General features: G+C 40.0%; 19 protein-coding genes, 1 pseudogene and 1 other annotated feature. Of the genes and pseudogenes, 17 read left to right on the top strand and 3 right to left on the bottom strand.

Annotation, left to right across the window (positions count from 1 at the left end; all coding sequences use genetic code 11):
- The first annotated feature begins 1 nt into the window (after position 1).
- The gene (locus MKZ26_RS05540) at positions 2-367 is read left to right on the top strand and encodes a DUF6262 family protein (RefSeq protein WP_340758914.1); all 366 of its coding nucleotides are present in this window, start codon (positions 2-4) and stop codon (positions 365-367) included.
- A gap of 217 nt (positions 368-584) precedes the next feature.
- Here the strand turns inward: MKZ26_RS05540 and pckA are convergent, their stop codons facing one another.
- From pckA to MKZ26_RS05525, 3 genes are all read right to left on the bottom strand, one after another.
- Positions 585-2,093, bottom strand: coding sequence for a phosphoenolpyruvate carboxykinase (ATP) (gene pckA / locus MKZ26_RS05535; protein ID WP_340758913.1), 1,509 nt, complete (start codon positions 2,091-2,093; stop codon positions 585-587).
- A 34-nt stretch (positions 2,094-2,127) separates the two neighbouring features.
- Complete coding sequence (locus MKZ26_RS05530; RefSeq protein WP_340758912.1) at positions 2,128-3,882, bottom strand: SulP family inorganic anion transporter; 1,755 nt, start codon at positions 3,880-3,882, stop codon at positions 2,128-2,130.
- A gap of 105 nt (positions 3,883-3,987) precedes the next feature.
- Entirely contained in the window at positions 3,988-4,332 is a 345-nt protein-coding gene (locus MKZ26_RS05525; protein WP_340758911.1) for an ArsR/SmtB family transcription factor, read from the bottom strand.
- A 482-nt stretch (positions 4,333-4,814) separates the two neighbouring features.
- On the opposite strand from MKZ26_RS05525, the pseudogene MKZ26_RS05520 reads away from it, so the two are divergent.
- From MKZ26_RS05520 to MKZ26_RS05445, 16 genes and pseudogenes are all read left to right on the top strand, one after another.
- Positions 4,815-4,949, top strand: a pseudogene (locus MKZ26_RS05520) (JAB domain-containing protein); the annotation flags it as partial.
- A 146-nt stretch (positions 4,950-5,095) separates the two neighbouring features.
- A complete protein-coding gene (locus tag MKZ26_RS05515; RefSeq protein WP_067208132.1) occupies positions 5,096-6,112 on the top strand; it encodes a rod shape-determining protein in 1,017 nt (338 codons plus the stop codon).
- Between the two features lie 19 nt (positions 6,113-6,131).
- Positions 6,132-7,022, top strand: coding sequence for a rod shape-determining protein MreC (gene mreC, locus MKZ26_RS05510; protein ID WP_340764940.1), 891 nt, complete (start codon positions 6,132-6,134; stop codon positions 7,020-7,022).
- A complete protein-coding gene (mreD, locus tag MKZ26_RS05505) occupies positions 7,019-7,543 on the top strand; it encodes a rod shape-determining protein MreD (RefSeq protein ID WP_340764938.1) in 525 nt (174 codons plus the stop codon). Before mreC ends, mreD begins: the two co-directional genes overlap by 4 nt.
- Positions 7,544-7,565: 22 nt before the next feature.
- Positions 7,566-8,237, top strand: coding sequence for a septum site-determining protein MinC (gene minC / locus MKZ26_RS05500; protein ID WP_067208140.1), 672 nt, complete (start codon positions 7,566-7,568; stop codon positions 8,235-8,237).
- A gap of 1 nt (position 8,238) precedes the next feature.
- Positions 8,239-9,036 carry a septum site-determining protein MinD gene (gene minD / locus MKZ26_RS05495; protein ID WP_340764936.1) on the top strand — a complete coding sequence of 266 codons (798 nt, stop codon included), beginning with the start codon at positions 8,239-8,241 and terminating at the stop codon, positions 9,034-9,036.
- A 201-nt stretch (positions 9,037-9,237) separates the two neighbouring features.
- On the top strand, positions 9,238-9,474 hold the full coding sequence (locus MKZ26_RS05490; RefSeq protein WP_340764935.1) for a hypothetical protein: 237 nt from the start codon (positions 9,238-9,240) through the stop codon (positions 9,472-9,474).
- A gap of 35 nt (positions 9,475-9,509) precedes the next feature.
- Positions 9,510-10,235 (top strand): nuclease-related domain-containing protein, encoded by a 726-nt coding sequence (locus MKZ26_RS05485; protein ID WP_340764933.1) that lies wholly within the window; start codon positions 9,510-9,512, stop codon positions 10,233-10,235.
- 219 nt (positions 10,236-10,454) lie between these two features.
- Complete coding sequence (locus tag MKZ26_RS05480; protein WP_156475998.1) at positions 10,455-11,006, top strand: hypothetical protein; 552 nt, start codon at positions 10,455-10,457, stop codon at positions 11,004-11,006.
- Positions 11,003-11,614, top strand: coding sequence for a M50 family metallopeptidase (locus MKZ26_RS05475; protein WP_067208151.1), 612 nt, complete (start codon positions 11,003-11,005; stop codon positions 11,612-11,614). The genes MKZ26_RS05480 and MKZ26_RS05475 overlap by 4 nt, the downstream gene beginning before the upstream one ends.
- Before the next feature lie 42 nt (positions 11,615-11,656).
- Positions 11,657-11,730: a sequence feature (ribosomal protein L21 leader region), on the top strand.
- Between the two features lie 13 nt (positions 11,731-11,743).
- Positions 11,744-12,052, top strand: a complete 309-nt coding sequence (rplU, locus tag MKZ26_RS05470; RefSeq protein ID WP_067208153.1) for a 50S ribosomal protein L21 — start codon at positions 11,744-11,746, stop codon at positions 12,050-12,052.
- Between the two features lie 6 nt (positions 12,053-12,058).
- Positions 12,059-12,385 (top strand): ribosomal-processing cysteine protease Prp, encoded by a 327-nt coding sequence (locus tag MKZ26_RS05465; RefSeq protein WP_340764930.1) that lies wholly within the window; start codon positions 12,059-12,061, stop codon positions 12,383-12,385.
- Between the two features lie 15 nt (positions 12,386-12,400).
- Positions 12,401-12,691 (top strand): 50S ribosomal protein L27, encoded by a 291-nt coding sequence (gene rpmA / locus MKZ26_RS05460; protein WP_067208159.1) that lies wholly within the window; start codon positions 12,401-12,403, stop codon positions 12,689-12,691.
- 291 nt (positions 12,692-12,982) lie between these two features.
- A complete protein-coding gene (locus tag MKZ26_RS05455) occupies positions 12,983-13,501 on the top strand; it encodes a Spo0B domain-containing protein (RefSeq protein ID WP_340764928.1) in 519 nt (172 codons plus the stop codon).
- Positions 13,502-13,512: 11 nt separating this feature from the next.
- Positions 13,513-14,805, top strand: coding sequence for a GTPase ObgE (gene obgE / locus MKZ26_RS05450; protein ID WP_338652751.1), 1,293 nt, complete (start codon positions 13,513-13,515; stop codon positions 14,803-14,805).
- A 53-nt stretch (positions 14,806-14,858) separates the two neighbouring features.
- Positions 14,859-15,314 (top strand): ACT domain-containing protein, encoded by a 456-nt coding sequence (locus tag MKZ26_RS05445; RefSeq protein WP_067208168.1) that lies wholly within the window; start codon positions 14,859-14,861, stop codon positions 15,312-15,314.
- The last annotated feature ends 12 nt before the right edge of the window (positions 15,315-15,326 follow it).

Genomic DNA, 15,326 nt, shown 5'->3' with positions numbered 1-15,326 from the left:
GATGACTAGAAAGAGTAACACAACTGCCATAATTCAACTATCCAAAGAAAAGTCGGAGAAGACAAGAATTAGGGTTGAAAAGACAATTTCAGAGATGGCACTGAAAAAAGAGAAGATTAATTTTAATTCCGTTGCACAAAAAGCAAGTGTTTCAAAGTCATGGCTGTACAAACAAAAAGACATTAGAACTAGAATAGAGACATTAAGAGGGATGCAAATAAGTGAATTAGTTCCCCGTAAACAGAGTAAAAACCTTCGTTCAGAAGATAGTTTAATTAAGACATTAAAAATCCGAATAAAGGCACTAGAAGAAGAAAACAAACAATTAAGGGATCAAGTTCAAAAATTACATGGCAAGTTGTTTTAGAGGTCTTGTTGAATAAGATAAAATAGTACATTGCAAATTAAAACAAGAAAAGCACTCTGTTAAATATGGAGCAAGGCATTCCCGAAGATCTTCTATGGTTAGACTACAGCTAATGTTACTGGATAGATAACATTCCCTTGGGGAAAAATCAAAATATACAAAAGTAAGTGGAGAAAAACGACTCGTTTTTCTCCACTTACCCTTTATTTTATGATTTTTATAAAAACTTCTCGAAATTTTCCCGAAATAGATTTGTTAATTTTGTTGCTTGGATATCATAAGCCTCTTTATCTTTCCATGTATTGCGGGGGTTAAGAATTTCAGATGGTACATTAGGACAACTTTTAGGTATGTTAAGACCAAAACTCCGTTCCATTTCAAATTCTGTATGTGCTAATTGACCTTCAATAGCTGCTGTAACCATCGCTCGAGTATGGGAAAGGGAAATACGTTCGCCTATTCCATAAGGGCCTCCTGACCAACCTGTATTAATTAAATAAACATCCACGTCATGTTTCCGAATTTTCTCTCGAAGCATTTCAGCATAAACTCTAGGTGATAATGGCAAGAATGGTGCACCAAAACAGGTTGAAAATGTTGCTTCTGGTTCTGTTATGCCCCTTTCAGTTCCAGCTAATTTACTGGTATAACCTGAAAGAAAATAATACATGGCATGTTCTTTTGATAATTTAGAAATGGGTGGTAAAACACCGAACGCATCTGCTGTTAAAAAGAAAATAACATTTGGATGTCCTGCCGTACTCGGATTAAGAGCATGCGGAATGTTATGGATCGGATAAGCTGCTCGTGTGTTTTCTGTTAAACTACAATCATTATAATCTGCCAAATGTGTATGAGGATCGATTATGACATTTTCTAAAACAGATCCATAAGTAATCGCGCGAAATATTTCTGGTTCTTTTTCCTCTGATAAGTTGATGCATTTTGCGTAACAACCACCTTCAATATTAAATACACCTTTGTCTGACCAACCATGTTCATCATCACCAATTAACATACGATTAGCATCTGCTGAGAGAGTGGTCTTTCCCGTACCTGATAAACCAAAAAATAAAGCAACATCTTCATTTAATCCTTTATTTGCAGAACAATGCATAGAAAGAACATCATTAATTGGTAAAAGATAATTCATTATAGTAAAAATCGATTTTTTAATCTCTCCTGCGTACTGTGTTCCTCCAATCAATACGATTTTTTTATCGAAATTAATCACAATAAAAGTTTCGGAATTTGTTCCATGAATGGAAGGTGTAGCTTCAAAATTAGGAACGCAGATTACAGTGAAATCTTCTTTGTGTACAGCTAACTCTTCTTTTGTTGGACGAATAAATAATTGATGAGCAAATAAATTATGCCAAGCATACTCGTTAATGATTCGAATAGGTAGACGATATGCTTGATCGGCTCCAGCGAACCCATCAAATACAAATAGTTCTTTTTCTTCTAGATAATTAGAAACATCCTTTAAAAGAAGATCAAAATTTGCTGACGTCATTTGTTGATTTGTTTTCCAATCAATTGCAAGTTCAGAGGCAAGTTCTTTAACAATAAATTTATCTTTAGGTGAACGGCCTGTATATTTACCTGTTTTCGCTACTATCGCGCCACCAGAAGAAAGTTGAACCTCTTTACGCTTGATAGCGATTTTTATTAGTTGACTAGGTGTTATATTAAAATGTAATTTGAGTGCGTTGTTTAGTCCCATTTTATATCCATCCTTTTTAGTTATCTTTTATTTTTTATATTTCTAGTAATTTAGACTCCTTTTTATCGAGATTTCCTGTATGTGAAAGTTGATTGCATTCATGAAAAGCGAAATGCTTACATCCTAAACATTTATTATGGTTAATTTCTGAGATGGAATAGTCAATGGCTTCGCCTGTACGACTAAATATATACTTTTCACCAATTTCATCATAAAGACCAGACTTTTTCAATGACTTTTTCAAATCATCAACTATACCTGAAAGCACAAGAATTCCACCTTGTTTTTTATAATAATTGACAATATTCTTCAAATTCGCTTCACCTGTCGAATCGATGAACGGTACTTTCCCCATACGTAAAATCAAGACAGTAGGTTCATAATGAATTGTATCCATTATGCGTTGTTCAAACACTTGTGCAGCACCAAAAAAAAGTGGCCCTTCAATTGTATAAATGCTAATTTGTGGGCAGTTATGAGCTTCGTTAACTACATGGGATTGAACAATTTCATTCTTATGAGTGTGGTCTGGTAACACTTTGGAAACAACCAACATATTACTCATGCGTTTTGCGAATAAAACGACAGCTAAGATGAGACCAACCATAACTGCTATCGTAATACTGGTGAAGACAGTTAAAAGAAATGTAACCAATAAAATAAGAGAATCGCCACTTTTCATTTTCAACACATGAAGAAACTGTTTTCTTTCACTCATATTCCAAGCCACTATCATTAAAACAGGCGCCATACTAGCTAACGGAATAAGTGAAGCATAGGGTGCTAATATTAAGAGGGTTAATAAAACAAAAATCCCATGAATAATCCCTGACATAGGAGAAGTAGCACCAGATTTAATATTTGTCGCTGTTCGTGCAATTGCACCTGTAGCTGGAATTCCTCCAAATAAAGGAGTAATGATATTTGCAATTCCTTGGCCCATTAATTCACGATTACTATTGTGTTTACTATTCGTCATCCCATCTGCTACTACAGCGGATAAGAGAGATTCAATTCCTCCCAATATAGCAATTACAAATGCAGGTACTATTAAACGCTGTATTCTTTCCCATGTTATATCGGGAAAGCGAAAATGAGGGAGTTGGCTTGGAATTTCTCCAAAGGTGGAGCCTATAGTTGAAATATTGCCTGAAAAGAATACTGTTGCTATTATTGTTGTTACGATTAAACCAATTAGTGATCCAGGAACTTTCGGCAATAATTTCGGTGTGAGTAAAATGACGAAAAGACACAATATGGCAATTCCTATACTATAAAAATTCATTGTATCAATATGAAAGATAATTTCCTTCATGTTGTCAATGAACTTCTCATGTTTTTCAAGCCCTGTCAGTCCAAAGAAATTTTCAATTTGCCCTGTGAAAATAATAATGGCAATCCCTGAAGTAAAACCAATTGTGACAGGACGAGGGATGAATTTAATCAAAGAACCTATTTTAAAAATCGCCATTAAACACAAGATAATACCGGCTAAAAAACCAGCAAGTAATAAATCTGTATATCCATAAGCTATGACAATCCCAAAAAGAATAGGTACGAAAGCACCAGTAGGTCCTCCAATTTGATATTTCGATCCACCAAATAAAGAAATTAAGATACCAGCAATACATGCTGTGTAAATCCCGTATTCTGGTTTCACACCTGATGCAATAGCAAATGCCATAGCTAATGGTATAGCAATTACCCCTACAATAACGCCTGAAAGAAGATCTTTTTGGAAATGCCGTATTGAATAGTCATCAAATCTTCCTGTAAAAAAGCTTTTCATTATACCCCTTCTTTTTCTATGAATGATTAAAATAGTAAATTGATTGTATATTATTGATTGTTTAGGGAGTTATATCTATTTAAATTTCCATTGATTACTCCGATTCTATGATTTAGAAAGTGTATCTTCTTCATCTAATTCTTCTAACATAGAAAGGGTATCAATTAAATGATTATTGAAGATTTCTCGTGTAACTATTAAAAGTTTTATAATGGATGGGTCGCGAAGTGAATAAACAACTCGTTTACCATTTTTGATACCAACTACAATATTTTTAGAGCGTAATACACTTAGTTGTTGGGAAACTGCGGAACCTTCACTATTAAGAGTGCTTTGAATTTCTGTAACGCTCTTTTCTCCTTCTGACAGTAATTCAAGAATCCGTATTCTTAGTGGATGTGCCAAGGCTTTAAAAAAATCAGCTTTAAATTGTTGTATATCTGTCCACAATCAATTTTCCTCCTTTGACAAATTCGATTATACATATTCAAATGTTTGAATATGTATAATCGAATTATACCTCCAGTTCTTTTGATTTACAAATCATTTTAAGTTAAAAATACAGAAATGTAGTTTTCTATCGTTAATACCTAAATTAATTAGTTAATCAACAATTCCTAGTGCGAAGTATCTTTACAGCGAACGACCAGACTTCGTTTATCCATCCAGTTGGTACAAGTTCCTGTTCTAATAAAGGCAAAACGACATGATCCCCACCGAAAACTAAATTTACAGGGGTAAACGAAATAAAAAGGCGACCACTCATTTGAAGTGCCCCCATAAAGTTAAACAGTTTTTCTTATCTTTTTTGACTAATTCTTTCATAAAAAAGGTAATTTTATAATTTAGTTATGCTAACTCTGAAGACATGTAGTCAAAGCCAAGAGATTGCTTTCATAATATTTCTCCCACTTTACTATTGATATACAGTTTCACCATCTCCAGAAGATATCGAAGTAACAAAAAGATTAATTGAAGCGGGTTCGATTATGGGCATCGAAGTTCTCGACCACGTTATCATTGGAGATCACCAGTTTTTAAGCCTGAAAGAGAAGGGTTATATGTAAATTTATTCTGAAATAATGCTTCGAATGGCACGAAAAATGAATAAGGGTACATGTGACGCTGTGAATTTGCTCTTCTATCCGTTATACTATGGTGTATGATTTCATGAATGCCGTAATTAACGGTTTAGCAGAAAGGAAGAACACAATTGTTTGGATTTGGATCTAGAGATGTCGGGATTGACCTCGGCACAGCAAATACATTAGTTTTCATTAAAGGAAAAGGCATTGTCCTCAGAGAGCCTTCAGTAGTAGCGAAAAATACACATACTGGTGAAATTGTAGCAGTCGGTAGCGCTGCGAGAAATATGATTGGTCGTACACCTGGATCTATCGTGGCAACACGCCCGATGAAAGACGGCGTCATTGCTGATTTTGAAATTACGACAGCAATGATTGAGCATTACATGAAAGAGGCAACGAAAACGTCGGGCGGAGCATGGAAAAAGCCAAACGTCCTAATTTGTGTGCCTTACGGAATTACTTCCGTTGAACAGCGCGCAGTTATCGATGCTTCACGTCAAGCTGGCGCCAAAGAAGCGTTCACAATTGAAGAACCGTTTGCGGCTGCAATCGGTGCAAATCTACCTGTTTGGGAACCTACTGGTAGTATGGTCGTCGATATAGGTGGCGGTACAACAGAAGTTGCGGTCATTTCACTTGGCGGCATCGTAACAAGCGAGTCAATCCGTGTCGGTGGCGACACAATGGATGGCGCGATTATTAGCTATATCCGCAAAATGTATAATTTGACTATCGGTGAACGGACTGCAGAAGCTATTAAAATTGAAATTGGTTCTGCAAAAGTAATCGGCGATACACAGAAGATGGAAATTCGTGGACGTGATCTTTTGACTGGTCTACCGAAAACAATCGAAATCTCTTCAGACGAAATCGCGGAAGCGCTGCGTGAGTCAATTGCACAAATTATTGATGGCGTGAAGAAAACGCTTGAAACAACGCCTCCGGAATTATCTTCGGATGTTATGGAACGCGGAATTGTGCTAACAGGTGGTGGCGCATTGCTCCAGAATCTTGATAAAGTCATTTCTGATGAAACACAAATGCCTGTTTTCATAGCTGAAGATCCACTTGATTGTGTTGCAATCGGTACAGGTAAAGCACTTGATAATTTTGAATTGATCAAAAAAATGCAAGGTAGATAAGTAAGGGAGGACATGGGCAATGCCGCGATTTTTTTCAAATAAACGTTTGATATTACTGCTCGTGGGCGTCATTATCCTTGTGGCATTAATTTCATTCTCCCTCAAAGACCGGCAGAATGCCTCCCTTCCAGAACAAGTTGTGAAAGATGTCGTCGGCTTCGGGCAGTCACTATTCTCGAAGCCGGCGCTTTACATAACAAACGTTATTGGGAATATTGATGGGATTTTGAATACATATGAAGAAAACAAACATTTAAAAGTAAGATTAAGCGAATACGCCTCTGGACAAGCCGAGCTGGCGGATGTGAAAGCAGAAAATGAACGCCTGCTCGAAATTGTCGGCAAAAAAGATGAATTGCGTGTTTATGATCCGGTCCAGGCAACGGTCATTTCACGAAACCCTGATCAGTGGGAAGAGAAAATCATCGTCGACAGAGGCAAAGAACACGGTATTAAAAAAAATATGGCAGTCATTACAGCAGATGGCCTAGTTGGAAAAGTTGTACTTGTTACAAAGTTTACTTCCACAGTTGAGCTATTGTCGACTGAGAATCGTAATTTCCGTGTTGCCGCAGTTGTTGCAGGTGAAAAGACTTACGGACTTATCGAGGGGTACGACATTAAACGCAGTGAGCTTATTATGAAACGTATTGACTCTAGTTTCGAAGTCAAAGTCGGTCAGAAAGTCCAAACATCAGGTCTGGGTGGTATTTTTCCAAAAGGGCTTTTAATTGGAGAAGTAACAGAAGTATCGACAGATGATTATGGACTGACGAAGTTGGCGTATATTCGTCCGGCTGCAGACTTTTCGTTGTTGGATCATGTCATAATAGCCAAGCGCTCAATAATCTTTGAGGATGGTACGGACGGTAACAATACAATAAATACGGAGGGGGAGGATGGATCATGATCCGATCCGTCATCCCTCTTATTGCCGTATTGTTGTTTTTCCTAGAGCCTGTATTCAGTCTGTTTTCACCGGTGAACATTGGTAGTGGTAGCTATACGCTTGTTCCGCGGTTTGTTATCGTGTACCTTATTTTTATAGCTGTCTATTACAGTAGAAAACATGCAATCATTTACGGAATTGTGCTTGGACTCTTGTATGATATGTACCATATTGATATTATTGGATTATATGCATTTCTCTATCCTTTGATCTGCTTTATTGCAACACTAATTATTCGCCAAATCCACCGCCATATTGTTACGGTGATGTTCTTGGCCTTACTTCTGATTATCGTGCTCGAAGTACTATCATACTTTTTTGCTAGTCTCGTTTCATTGACATCTATTGGATTGGATGAATTCATTACAGGGAGACTTATTCCAACGATAATTGCCAACTCCATATTCGTTGGTATGTTCGGTTGGTTTTTCAAAACACTTATTTATAAAAGAGTAGTAGAGCGACAGGGCGAAACTTTGTAAAAGAAAATGCGGGGTGACGCAAATGACGAAACAGCAATATGTAACAATAAAAGGGACAAAAGACGGTCTTGTTCTTCGGCTTGACGACAAATGCGCTTATTCGGACATGATTGCCGAGCTCCGCAGAAAAGTGGAGGAAGACGGCTTGGAAGGACTTGCGGAAGTGCAGGTTCATACGGGTAGTCGCTACTGCAATGAAGAAGAATTGCGAGAGATAATGAACGCGATTCATGATTCTCCAAATTTACGTGTATCAAAAATCCAAAGTGATGTTATCACGATGGAAGAATGCAATAGAAAAGTACTTGAAAATCAATCTGAAACCTACATCGGCATCGTGCGATCGGGTCAAGTTGTGCAGGCAGAAGGGGATCTCGTTGTCATTGGTGACGTGAATCCCAATGGCCGCGTCGTCGCTGCTGGCAGCATTTATGTACTTGGTAGACTGAAGGGGATCGCTCATGCAGGATCGAGCGGCAATACGAAGGCTGTGATCGCGGCTTCTTGGCTTGAAGCAACACATCTTATAATCGCGGACAAAATGGAAACGATGACGGATGAGTTAACGATTTTGTCGGAACAACCAGAAATGGAATGTGCTTATTTGCATCCGAACGGCTTCATTGCCATCGACCGTCTGCAGGAACTCCGGATTCTTCGGCCTGGTCTGTCATCATTCAAAGGAGGAAGCTAGTTTGGGAGAAGCAATCGTAATAACATCTGGTAAAGGTGGTGTCGGCAAGACGACGACATCCGCAAATCTTGGAACTGCACTGGCTCTCCAAGGTAAAAAAGTGTGTCTGATTGACACTGATATCGGCCTCCGCAATCTTGACGTCATTCTCGGCCTTGAAAACCGTATCATCTATGATTTAGTGGATGTTATTGAAGGACGCTGCAAAGTTCAACAGGCACTCGTGAAGGATAAACGTTTCGAGGACGGTCTCTTTTTATTGCCGGCTGCTCAGACTACTGATAAAAACGCAATCAATCCTGAACAGATGAAAAACTTGGTTACTGAACTGAAACGGGATTATGATTATATATTGATTGACTGTCCGGCTGGAATCGAACAAGGTTTCAAAAATGCCATTGCTGGTGCTGACCGTGCCATTGTCGTTACGACTCCTGAAATTTCGGCCGTTCGAGACGCCGATCGAATCATTGGTTTGCTTGAACAGGAAGACATAGACCCCCCGAAACTGATCATCAACCGCATCAGACGGCATCTCATGAATAGCGGAGATGCACTTGATGTCAACGATATTACGACACACTTGTCTATCGACTTGCTCGGCATCATCCTAGACGATGAGAACGTTATCACTTCCTCGAACAAAGGGGAGCCCGTCGTCATGGATCCAGCGAATCCTGCAGCAATTGGCTATCGTAACATTGCGCGCCGTATCCTCGGCGAATCAGTTCCGCTTATGTCTCTTACCACGGGAAAACCTGGATTCTTCGGTAAACTTAAATCGATATTTGTGAAATAACCCTAAAACCCCTTGCACATATTTATTGTGTTGGGGTTTTTTTTGTGAATTTTAGGTGGCGAGTAGAGAGTTGGGATTAAAACGCAGAGGTTGGTATTACGTTTTTAAAGTCGATATTAAATTCTCAAAGTTGTGATTAGTATCCAAGAGTTGACATTATAAGTAGCAAACATCGAATCATCAAAAGGAGGAGGATATTCATTGATTGTCAAACCGAGGGGAATACCAAGAAAACTAGCTGCGCTTGCATCATTAGTTTCACGCTTGCCAGATTCTGCAGCGTCAATCCAAAAAGTTAAATCTGATTATAAAATGAGTCGTGCAGGCTTTGCTGGTGAATTAAAAGTTGATAAATTCCTGGAAGAGCTTGAATTACAAAGGCCACATTATATAATACATGATTTGGACATCAAAATTGGAACAAAAAAGTCCAAATAGATACCATACTTTTTCACCCGAATTTCATTTTGCTGATGGAAATAAAAAATATGCGGGGTGAATTTTATTTTGATCCAAAAAACCGACAATTTTTTAGAGTTAATGATAACGGGAAAAAAGAAGGCATGCGAAACCCCGAAGCTCAAGTAAATCGCGCAATAAAAGCAATTAATACATTTCTCTGTAGCAAAGGATATGACGGTATTGCTGAAGGGATTATCGTACTAGTCAGTCGTGCGGGAATCGTTATGAATGCGCCTGAGAGGTGGAAAACGATTCCTTTGGATTCACTTACAGAATTTATCGAAGCGCTGGAAAGACAAACAAGTAGTGTTTTTACTGATGATATCTGCAAAAAGTTAGCGCTTTCATTGTTGGATGAAGATAGGTCAGAAGCGATGAGTGGATTAACAACTTATTACGCTGTTTCTGAAAAAGATGTGATAAGAGGTGTTCGCTGTCCGGAATGCCACCAAATCCCAATGGAGCGTAAACATTCCCGTTGGTCGTGTACAAGATGCGGAGCAGAGTGCCGGAATGCTCATTTGGGGTCATTGCAGGAATATCGATTATTATTCGGACCTGAAATAACTAGTCGGCATGCTAAAGAGTTTTTTCAAAATGAATCTTTGAACTTTACGATTAGGGTTTTGAATAAATCGACAGTCCCGAAAGCGGGGAAGGTGAGATATCGATTATTTCATATTAGTGAAAAATTAACCTACTTAGAAGGTTTTGTTAATAATGAGATGAAGCAGTAAACAGAAAGTTATCAATCAAGTCCTTGAAGTTGGGATTAGAATTGCGAAGTTGGTATTAGATTTGAAAAGTTGACATTACAATCCGCGAGTTGACATTACAAACAGAAAGTTGACATTACTGCTAAAGAAGATTGATTAAAATCTTCAAATTCCGTTCAACCGCCCATAATATTCCCCCCACCTACGTCATATACTAAAAAAAACGGGTGGTGTGACCGGTTGAAATGGAGAACGAAGTGGATGATGGCAATTGTGTTGACGCTCGGGGTGATTGGTGTGGCGAAGTTGGAGGATGCGGGCGTAATACGGGAACCTGTTACGCAGTATGTCACGTCTGGCAAGGACTTTATAGCGATGAAAAAATGGGTGGCAACAATAATTAAAGATCCGGCTGCTGACCAAATCGCGGTCATGGCAGATCCACATCAGGAAGACCCTTTTTCCGCGTATGAATCAATGCAGCCATATAAAGAGGGTGTGATTGTATCCTATACACAACCGTTAACGATTGATGCGCAAGAGAACGGGCTTGTCATTTTTACAGGTTTCACCCGCGAATCGGGGAAAACCGTTACGGTGTTATATGATAGTGGGGATGAAGTGACGTATGGTTACGTTGGAAAAGTTGTCAAACTGCCGTATACAGCTGTGAAAAAAGGGGACACGCTGGCGCTAATGGATGAGGGGGCGATTTATCTGAAGGTAAAGCGTGATGGTGTGAAAATGGATGCGTCGCTTTTGCCGACATATCTTTCGGGCGGGGAACAATGAAATTTAAGCTTCATCCTGTTCTTTTGCCTTTTTTTCTATTTTTAATCATGACCGGCAGCATTTCGATCTACGCCATTATATTTATATCGCTTCTGATTCATGAAGCTGGGCATCTCCTTGCTGCCTATCTTACTGGAATGCGCATACGATCCTGTACAATCATGCCCTACGGCGGCGAAATCGTTATTTGGAATAAACATATGGCACCAAGGAGAGATCGTCTCCTCGTCGCGCTCAGCGGTCCTTTAGCAACGTTGCTCCTTTTATTAATGGCGATTTGGATTCCATTTCCGGGTGACGACCAAGTTATCCGGATTCAAGTTGCATTGCTAGTGCTTAACTTGCTTCCCATTCTACCGCTTGATGGTGGACAGGCAATATGTGCCCTGCTCGAAACAGAAGGTTCCGTTTATCGCACACGCTCGCTCGTTTTGCTGCATTCAATTCTACTTCTTTGCGCTAGTATTATCCTATTATCAATTGATATACCTAAGACATTGCCCTACATTCTCCTGGCAACGTTCCTCTTGCTTCAAAACATTTCCGCTTTTAGGTTCCGAAAATATGAAAAAGCATTTGCAGAAATAAAATTAAATAGGTTGACGTAATTAAATATACGTGGTAATATTCAAATGTTATTGTTTGTAGCACCCGTGCTACAACCGCGCTGATAAGGTACAAGTATCCGTACGGATCACCTTGGAAGGCGAGTCTGTAATTATAGAGGAGGTGCAAGTATGTACGCAATTATTGAAACTGGTGGAAAACAGATTAAAGTTGAAAAAGGCCAGGAAATCTACATTGAAAAAGTAGCTGGTGAAGCTGACGAAGTTGTCACTTTCAACAGAGTTCTATTCGTAGGTGGAGAAGACGTGAAAGTAGGCGTTCCATTCGTGGAAGGCGCTACAGTTACTGGAACTGTTGTTAAACAGGGCCGTGCTAAAAAAATCACTGTTTTCAAATACAAGCCGAAAAAGAACTATCACAAAAAACAAGGTCATCGTCAGCCATACACTAAAATCGTCATTGACGGTATTAACCTGTAAGCCGGCATGATCAAGATCATCATCAAGAAACAATCATACGGTCGTATCAACTCTTTTGAGATGACAGGCCACGCTAATTCCGCAGAATACGGAAAAGACCTTGTCTGTGCAGCTGCATCTGCAGTATCATTTGGTGCTGTCAATGCAATTATTGCACTTACAGGCAAAACCCCTGAGATTCAACAAGGATCTGACGGCGGCTATTTGAAAGTCAGTTTTCCTGAAACTGAAGAAAACGATCACGATACACAGTTGATTGTAAAGGCGATGATTGTTTCATTGCAGACGATTGAAAATGACTATGGGCAACATATAAAAATTATTCTTAAATAGTAGGAGGTGGCATACATGCTACGTTTAGATCTCCAGTTTTTCGCATCGAAAAAAGGGGTAGGTTCTACTCGGAACGGTCGTGACTCTCACTCGAAACGTCTTGGCGCAAAACGCGCGGACGGACAGTTTGTTACTGGCGGCTCAATCCTTTATCGTCAGCGCGGAACGAAAATTCATCCAGGTGAAAACGTCGGTCTCGGTGGTGACGATACTCTTTTCGCAAAAGTTGACGGCGTCGTTCGTTTCGAACGTTTTGGTCGTGACAAAAAGAAAGTTAGCGTATACCCTGAAGTTCAGGAAGCTTAATATACGTACGACAGAAAGGACTGCATACGAATATGCAGTCCTTTTTCTTTTTTTCCGAGAGAAGAAAATGTGCTTTTTCTACTTAGATTGTTGTCTTGGCGCTAGCCGCTCGCCGCTCGCATTGCTTCAGTGGAAAGGGATTAGAACTGCATTGCTCTTACTTGATGAAAAAGCAAAGAGCTCCTTTATGTTCAAGTCTTCCAGCGCTTTTAGCGTCTAAACGGCGTCTTGCGCATTTCTAGGCAACAGATGCTATACTATATACATGAAAATTGTTGGCGGTGAATGGGAATGGGGAACAGTAAACTTACCACGGCGGAAGCGCTGAAATTTGCAAGACATGATTTTTTAAATGAACTTCAATTAGTCTTGCTCTATATCGATCTTGATAAACTACCGGAAGCAAAACAAAAGATCTTGGAAGCAACCAATCGTATGCGTGAAGTGGCATTATTAGAAAGGCTCGGACTTCCAGCCGTTGAGATATGGCTCACTACGTTCGACTGGCTATATGGTGCGTTTACAAAAACGATGACGTGTACAATAGCATCCGGAATCCGGAAAGCCGATGATGTGGCAGTTGCAACATACTTAGAACGAATGTTCAGCGAAGTCGAAATAACACTAGACCCGAATTCCGAATATGAAACACAAATCGATGTGCAGGCATCAGCGGCAAGTTGGTCAATTACAATCACCGTTCATGCTCACTTGAAAAAAGATCTGTTAGAACCGGTGACACTCGGAAACATTACTGTTAAAGAGACACTTTCGCAAAATCAATGGATGTTCACAATTAGTGGACAATAGGAGGAAAATAAATGTTTGTCGATCACGTAAAGATTTATGTAAAAGGCGGCGACGGTGGTGATGGAATGGTTGCTTTCCGTCGAGAAAAGTATATCGCATATGGTGGTCCAGCCGGTGGTGATGGAGGACAAGGTGCTAACGTTGTTTTCATCGTGGATGAAGGATTGCGTACACTGATGGATTTCCGTTACCAGCGTCATTTCAAGGCGCCACGCGGTGAGCATGGTGGCAGTAAAAATATGCACGGGAAGAACGCAACTGATGTAGTTGTCAAAGTTCCACCTGGTACGATTGTGACAGATGCAGAAGATGGTTCAATCATCGCTGACCTCGTTGAACACGGTCAGACAGCAATCATTGCTAAAGGTGGCCGTGGAGGACGCGGGAATAGCCGATTCGCGACACCGTCAAACCCTGCACCTGAACTATCTGAAAAAGGTGAGCCGGGCGCTAATAAAGAAATTAACCTAGAATTGAAAGTGCTAGCGGATGCAGGACTAGTCGGCTTCCCAAGCGTAGGGAAATCGACGTTATTATCTGTCGTTTCCGCTGCAAAACCGAAAATTGCAGATTATCATTTTACGACACTTGTTCCAAATTTAGGAATGGTTGAAACGGATGATCACCGTGGTTTCGTGCTTGCTGACCTTCCAGGATTGATTGAAGGAGCGCACCAAGGTATCGGTCTAGGCCATCAATTCTTACGCCATATCGAACGGACACGCGTCATCATCCATGTAGTCGATATGTCCGGTCTTGAAGGACGTGAGCCATTTGAGGACTTCCTGACGATCAATGAGGAGTTAGAACAATACAACTTACGTCTAACAGAACGTCCGCAAATCATTGTTGCCAATAAAATGGACATGCCTGAAGCGGAAGAAAACCTTGAAATCTTCAAGGAAAAACTGAATGATAGCAACGCACTCATCTTCCCAATTTCAGCACTCACAAGAACTGGACTTGACGGATTGCTACATGCGGTTGCAAATCTACTTGAAACGACACCGGAATTCCCGATGCATGAAATTGAGGACGAAGACAAAGAGAACTCAGTTCTGTACAAATATGATGGAGAAGCAGAGTTGTTTAAAGTGGCGCGTGATGATGATGGCGCATTCGTATTGTCGGGCTATACAATTGAGCGTCTGTTCAAGATGACCGACTTCAACTTTGACCAATCCGTACGTAAATTCGCGAGACAATTGCGTGCTATGGGTGTAGATGATGAACTCCGTAAACGTGGCGCGAAAGACGGAGATACTGTGCGACTTCTTGACTTCGAATTTGACTTCGTAGATTAATCAGACTGAATGACTAAAAAATGACAAAAGCTACGCACGAAGGGGGATATCCTATGAAGCAGTTGGGGGAAGGTCAGTTTTATCTTGTAAGGGAAGACGTACTGACAGAATCGATGCTGAAAATGTTAGAAGCGAAAAGGCTTTTGGCAAGCGGAGAGGAATCGACGATACAAGATGCCACGAAGAGGGTAGGATTATCCCGTAGTGCATTTTATAAATACCGTGACACTGTTTATCCGTTCGAATCAATTGCACGTGAGCGTATCCTAACGATTTTCATTCAGCTGGAAGACCGTAAAGGATCGCTTGCGACATTGTTGCAGATTGTCTCTGAGTCAAAATGTAATGTGTTGACAATTCATCAGACCATTCCTGTTCAAGCGCGGGCTAATATTACTTTGTCACTCGATGTAACAGAAATGATCATAAAAATGGAAGAGTTCCTGCAACGGTTGAAAGCACCTGACTTTGTCGATTCAGTTGTCTTAATCAGTTCAGGTGCACTCTGATGGGAGGATACT

Origin of the sequence: Sporosarcina sp. FSL K6-6792, assembly GCF_038004885.1 — a bacterium.
GTDB classification, from domain to species: domain Bacteria; phylum Bacillota; class Bacilli; order Bacillales_A; family Planococcaceae; genus Sporosarcina; species Sporosarcina psychrophila.
The sequence above is the reverse complement of the archived record's forward strand: the minus strand, read 5'-3'. Positions and strand labels throughout refer to the sequence as shown.

Coding starts and splice junctions, on each gene's coding strand:
- rplU (WP_067208153.1), top strand. CDS start 11,744: ATGTACGCAATTATTGAAACTGGTGGAAAACAGATTAAAGTTGAAAAA.
- MKZ26_RS05485 (WP_340764933.1), top strand. CDS start 9,510: ATGGAAATAAAAAATATGCGGGGTGAATTTTATTTTGATCCAAAAAAC.
- MKZ26_RS05540 (WP_340758914.1), top strand. CDS start 2: ATGACTAGAAAGAGTAACACAACTGCCATAATTCAACTATCCAAAGAA.
- pckA (WP_340758913.1), bottom strand. CDS start 2,093: ATGGGACTAAACAACGCACTCAAATTACATTTTAATATAACACCTAGT.
- mreC (WP_340764940.1), top strand. CDS start 6,132: ATGCCGCGATTTTTTTCAAATAAACGTTTGATATTACTGCTCGTGGGC.
- MKZ26_RS05455 (WP_340764928.1), top strand. CDS start 12,983: ATGGGGAACAGTAAACTTACCACGGCGGAAGCGCTGAAATTTGCAAGA.
- minC (WP_067208140.1), top strand. CDS start 7,566: ATGACGAAACAGCAATATGTAACAATAAAAGGGACAAAAGACGGTCTT.
- obgE (WP_338652751.1), top strand. CDS start 13,513: ATGTTTGTCGATCACGTAAAGATTTATGTAAAAGGCGGCGACGGTGGT.
- rpmA (WP_067208159.1), top strand. CDS start 12,401: ATGCTACGTTTAGATCTCCAGTTTTTCGCATCGAAAAAAGGGGTAGGT.
- mreD (WP_340764938.1), top strand. CDS start 7,019: ATGATCCGATCCGTCATCCCTCTTATTGCCGTATTGTTGTTTTTCCTA.
- MKZ26_RS05530 (WP_340758912.1), bottom strand. CDS start 3,882: ATGAAAAGCTTTTTTACAGGAAGATTTGATGACTATTCAATACGGCAT.
- MKZ26_RS05445 (WP_067208168.1), top strand. CDS start 14,859: ATGAAGCAGTTGGGGGAAGGTCAGTTTTATCTTGTAAGGGAAGACGTA.
- MKZ26_RS05475 (WP_067208151.1), top strand. CDS start 11,003: ATGAAATTTAAGCTTCATCCTGTTCTTTTGCCTTTTTTTCTATTTTTA.
- MKZ26_RS05465 (WP_340764930.1), top strand. CDS start 12,059: ATGATCAAGATCATCATCAAGAAACAATCATACGGTCGTATCAACTCT.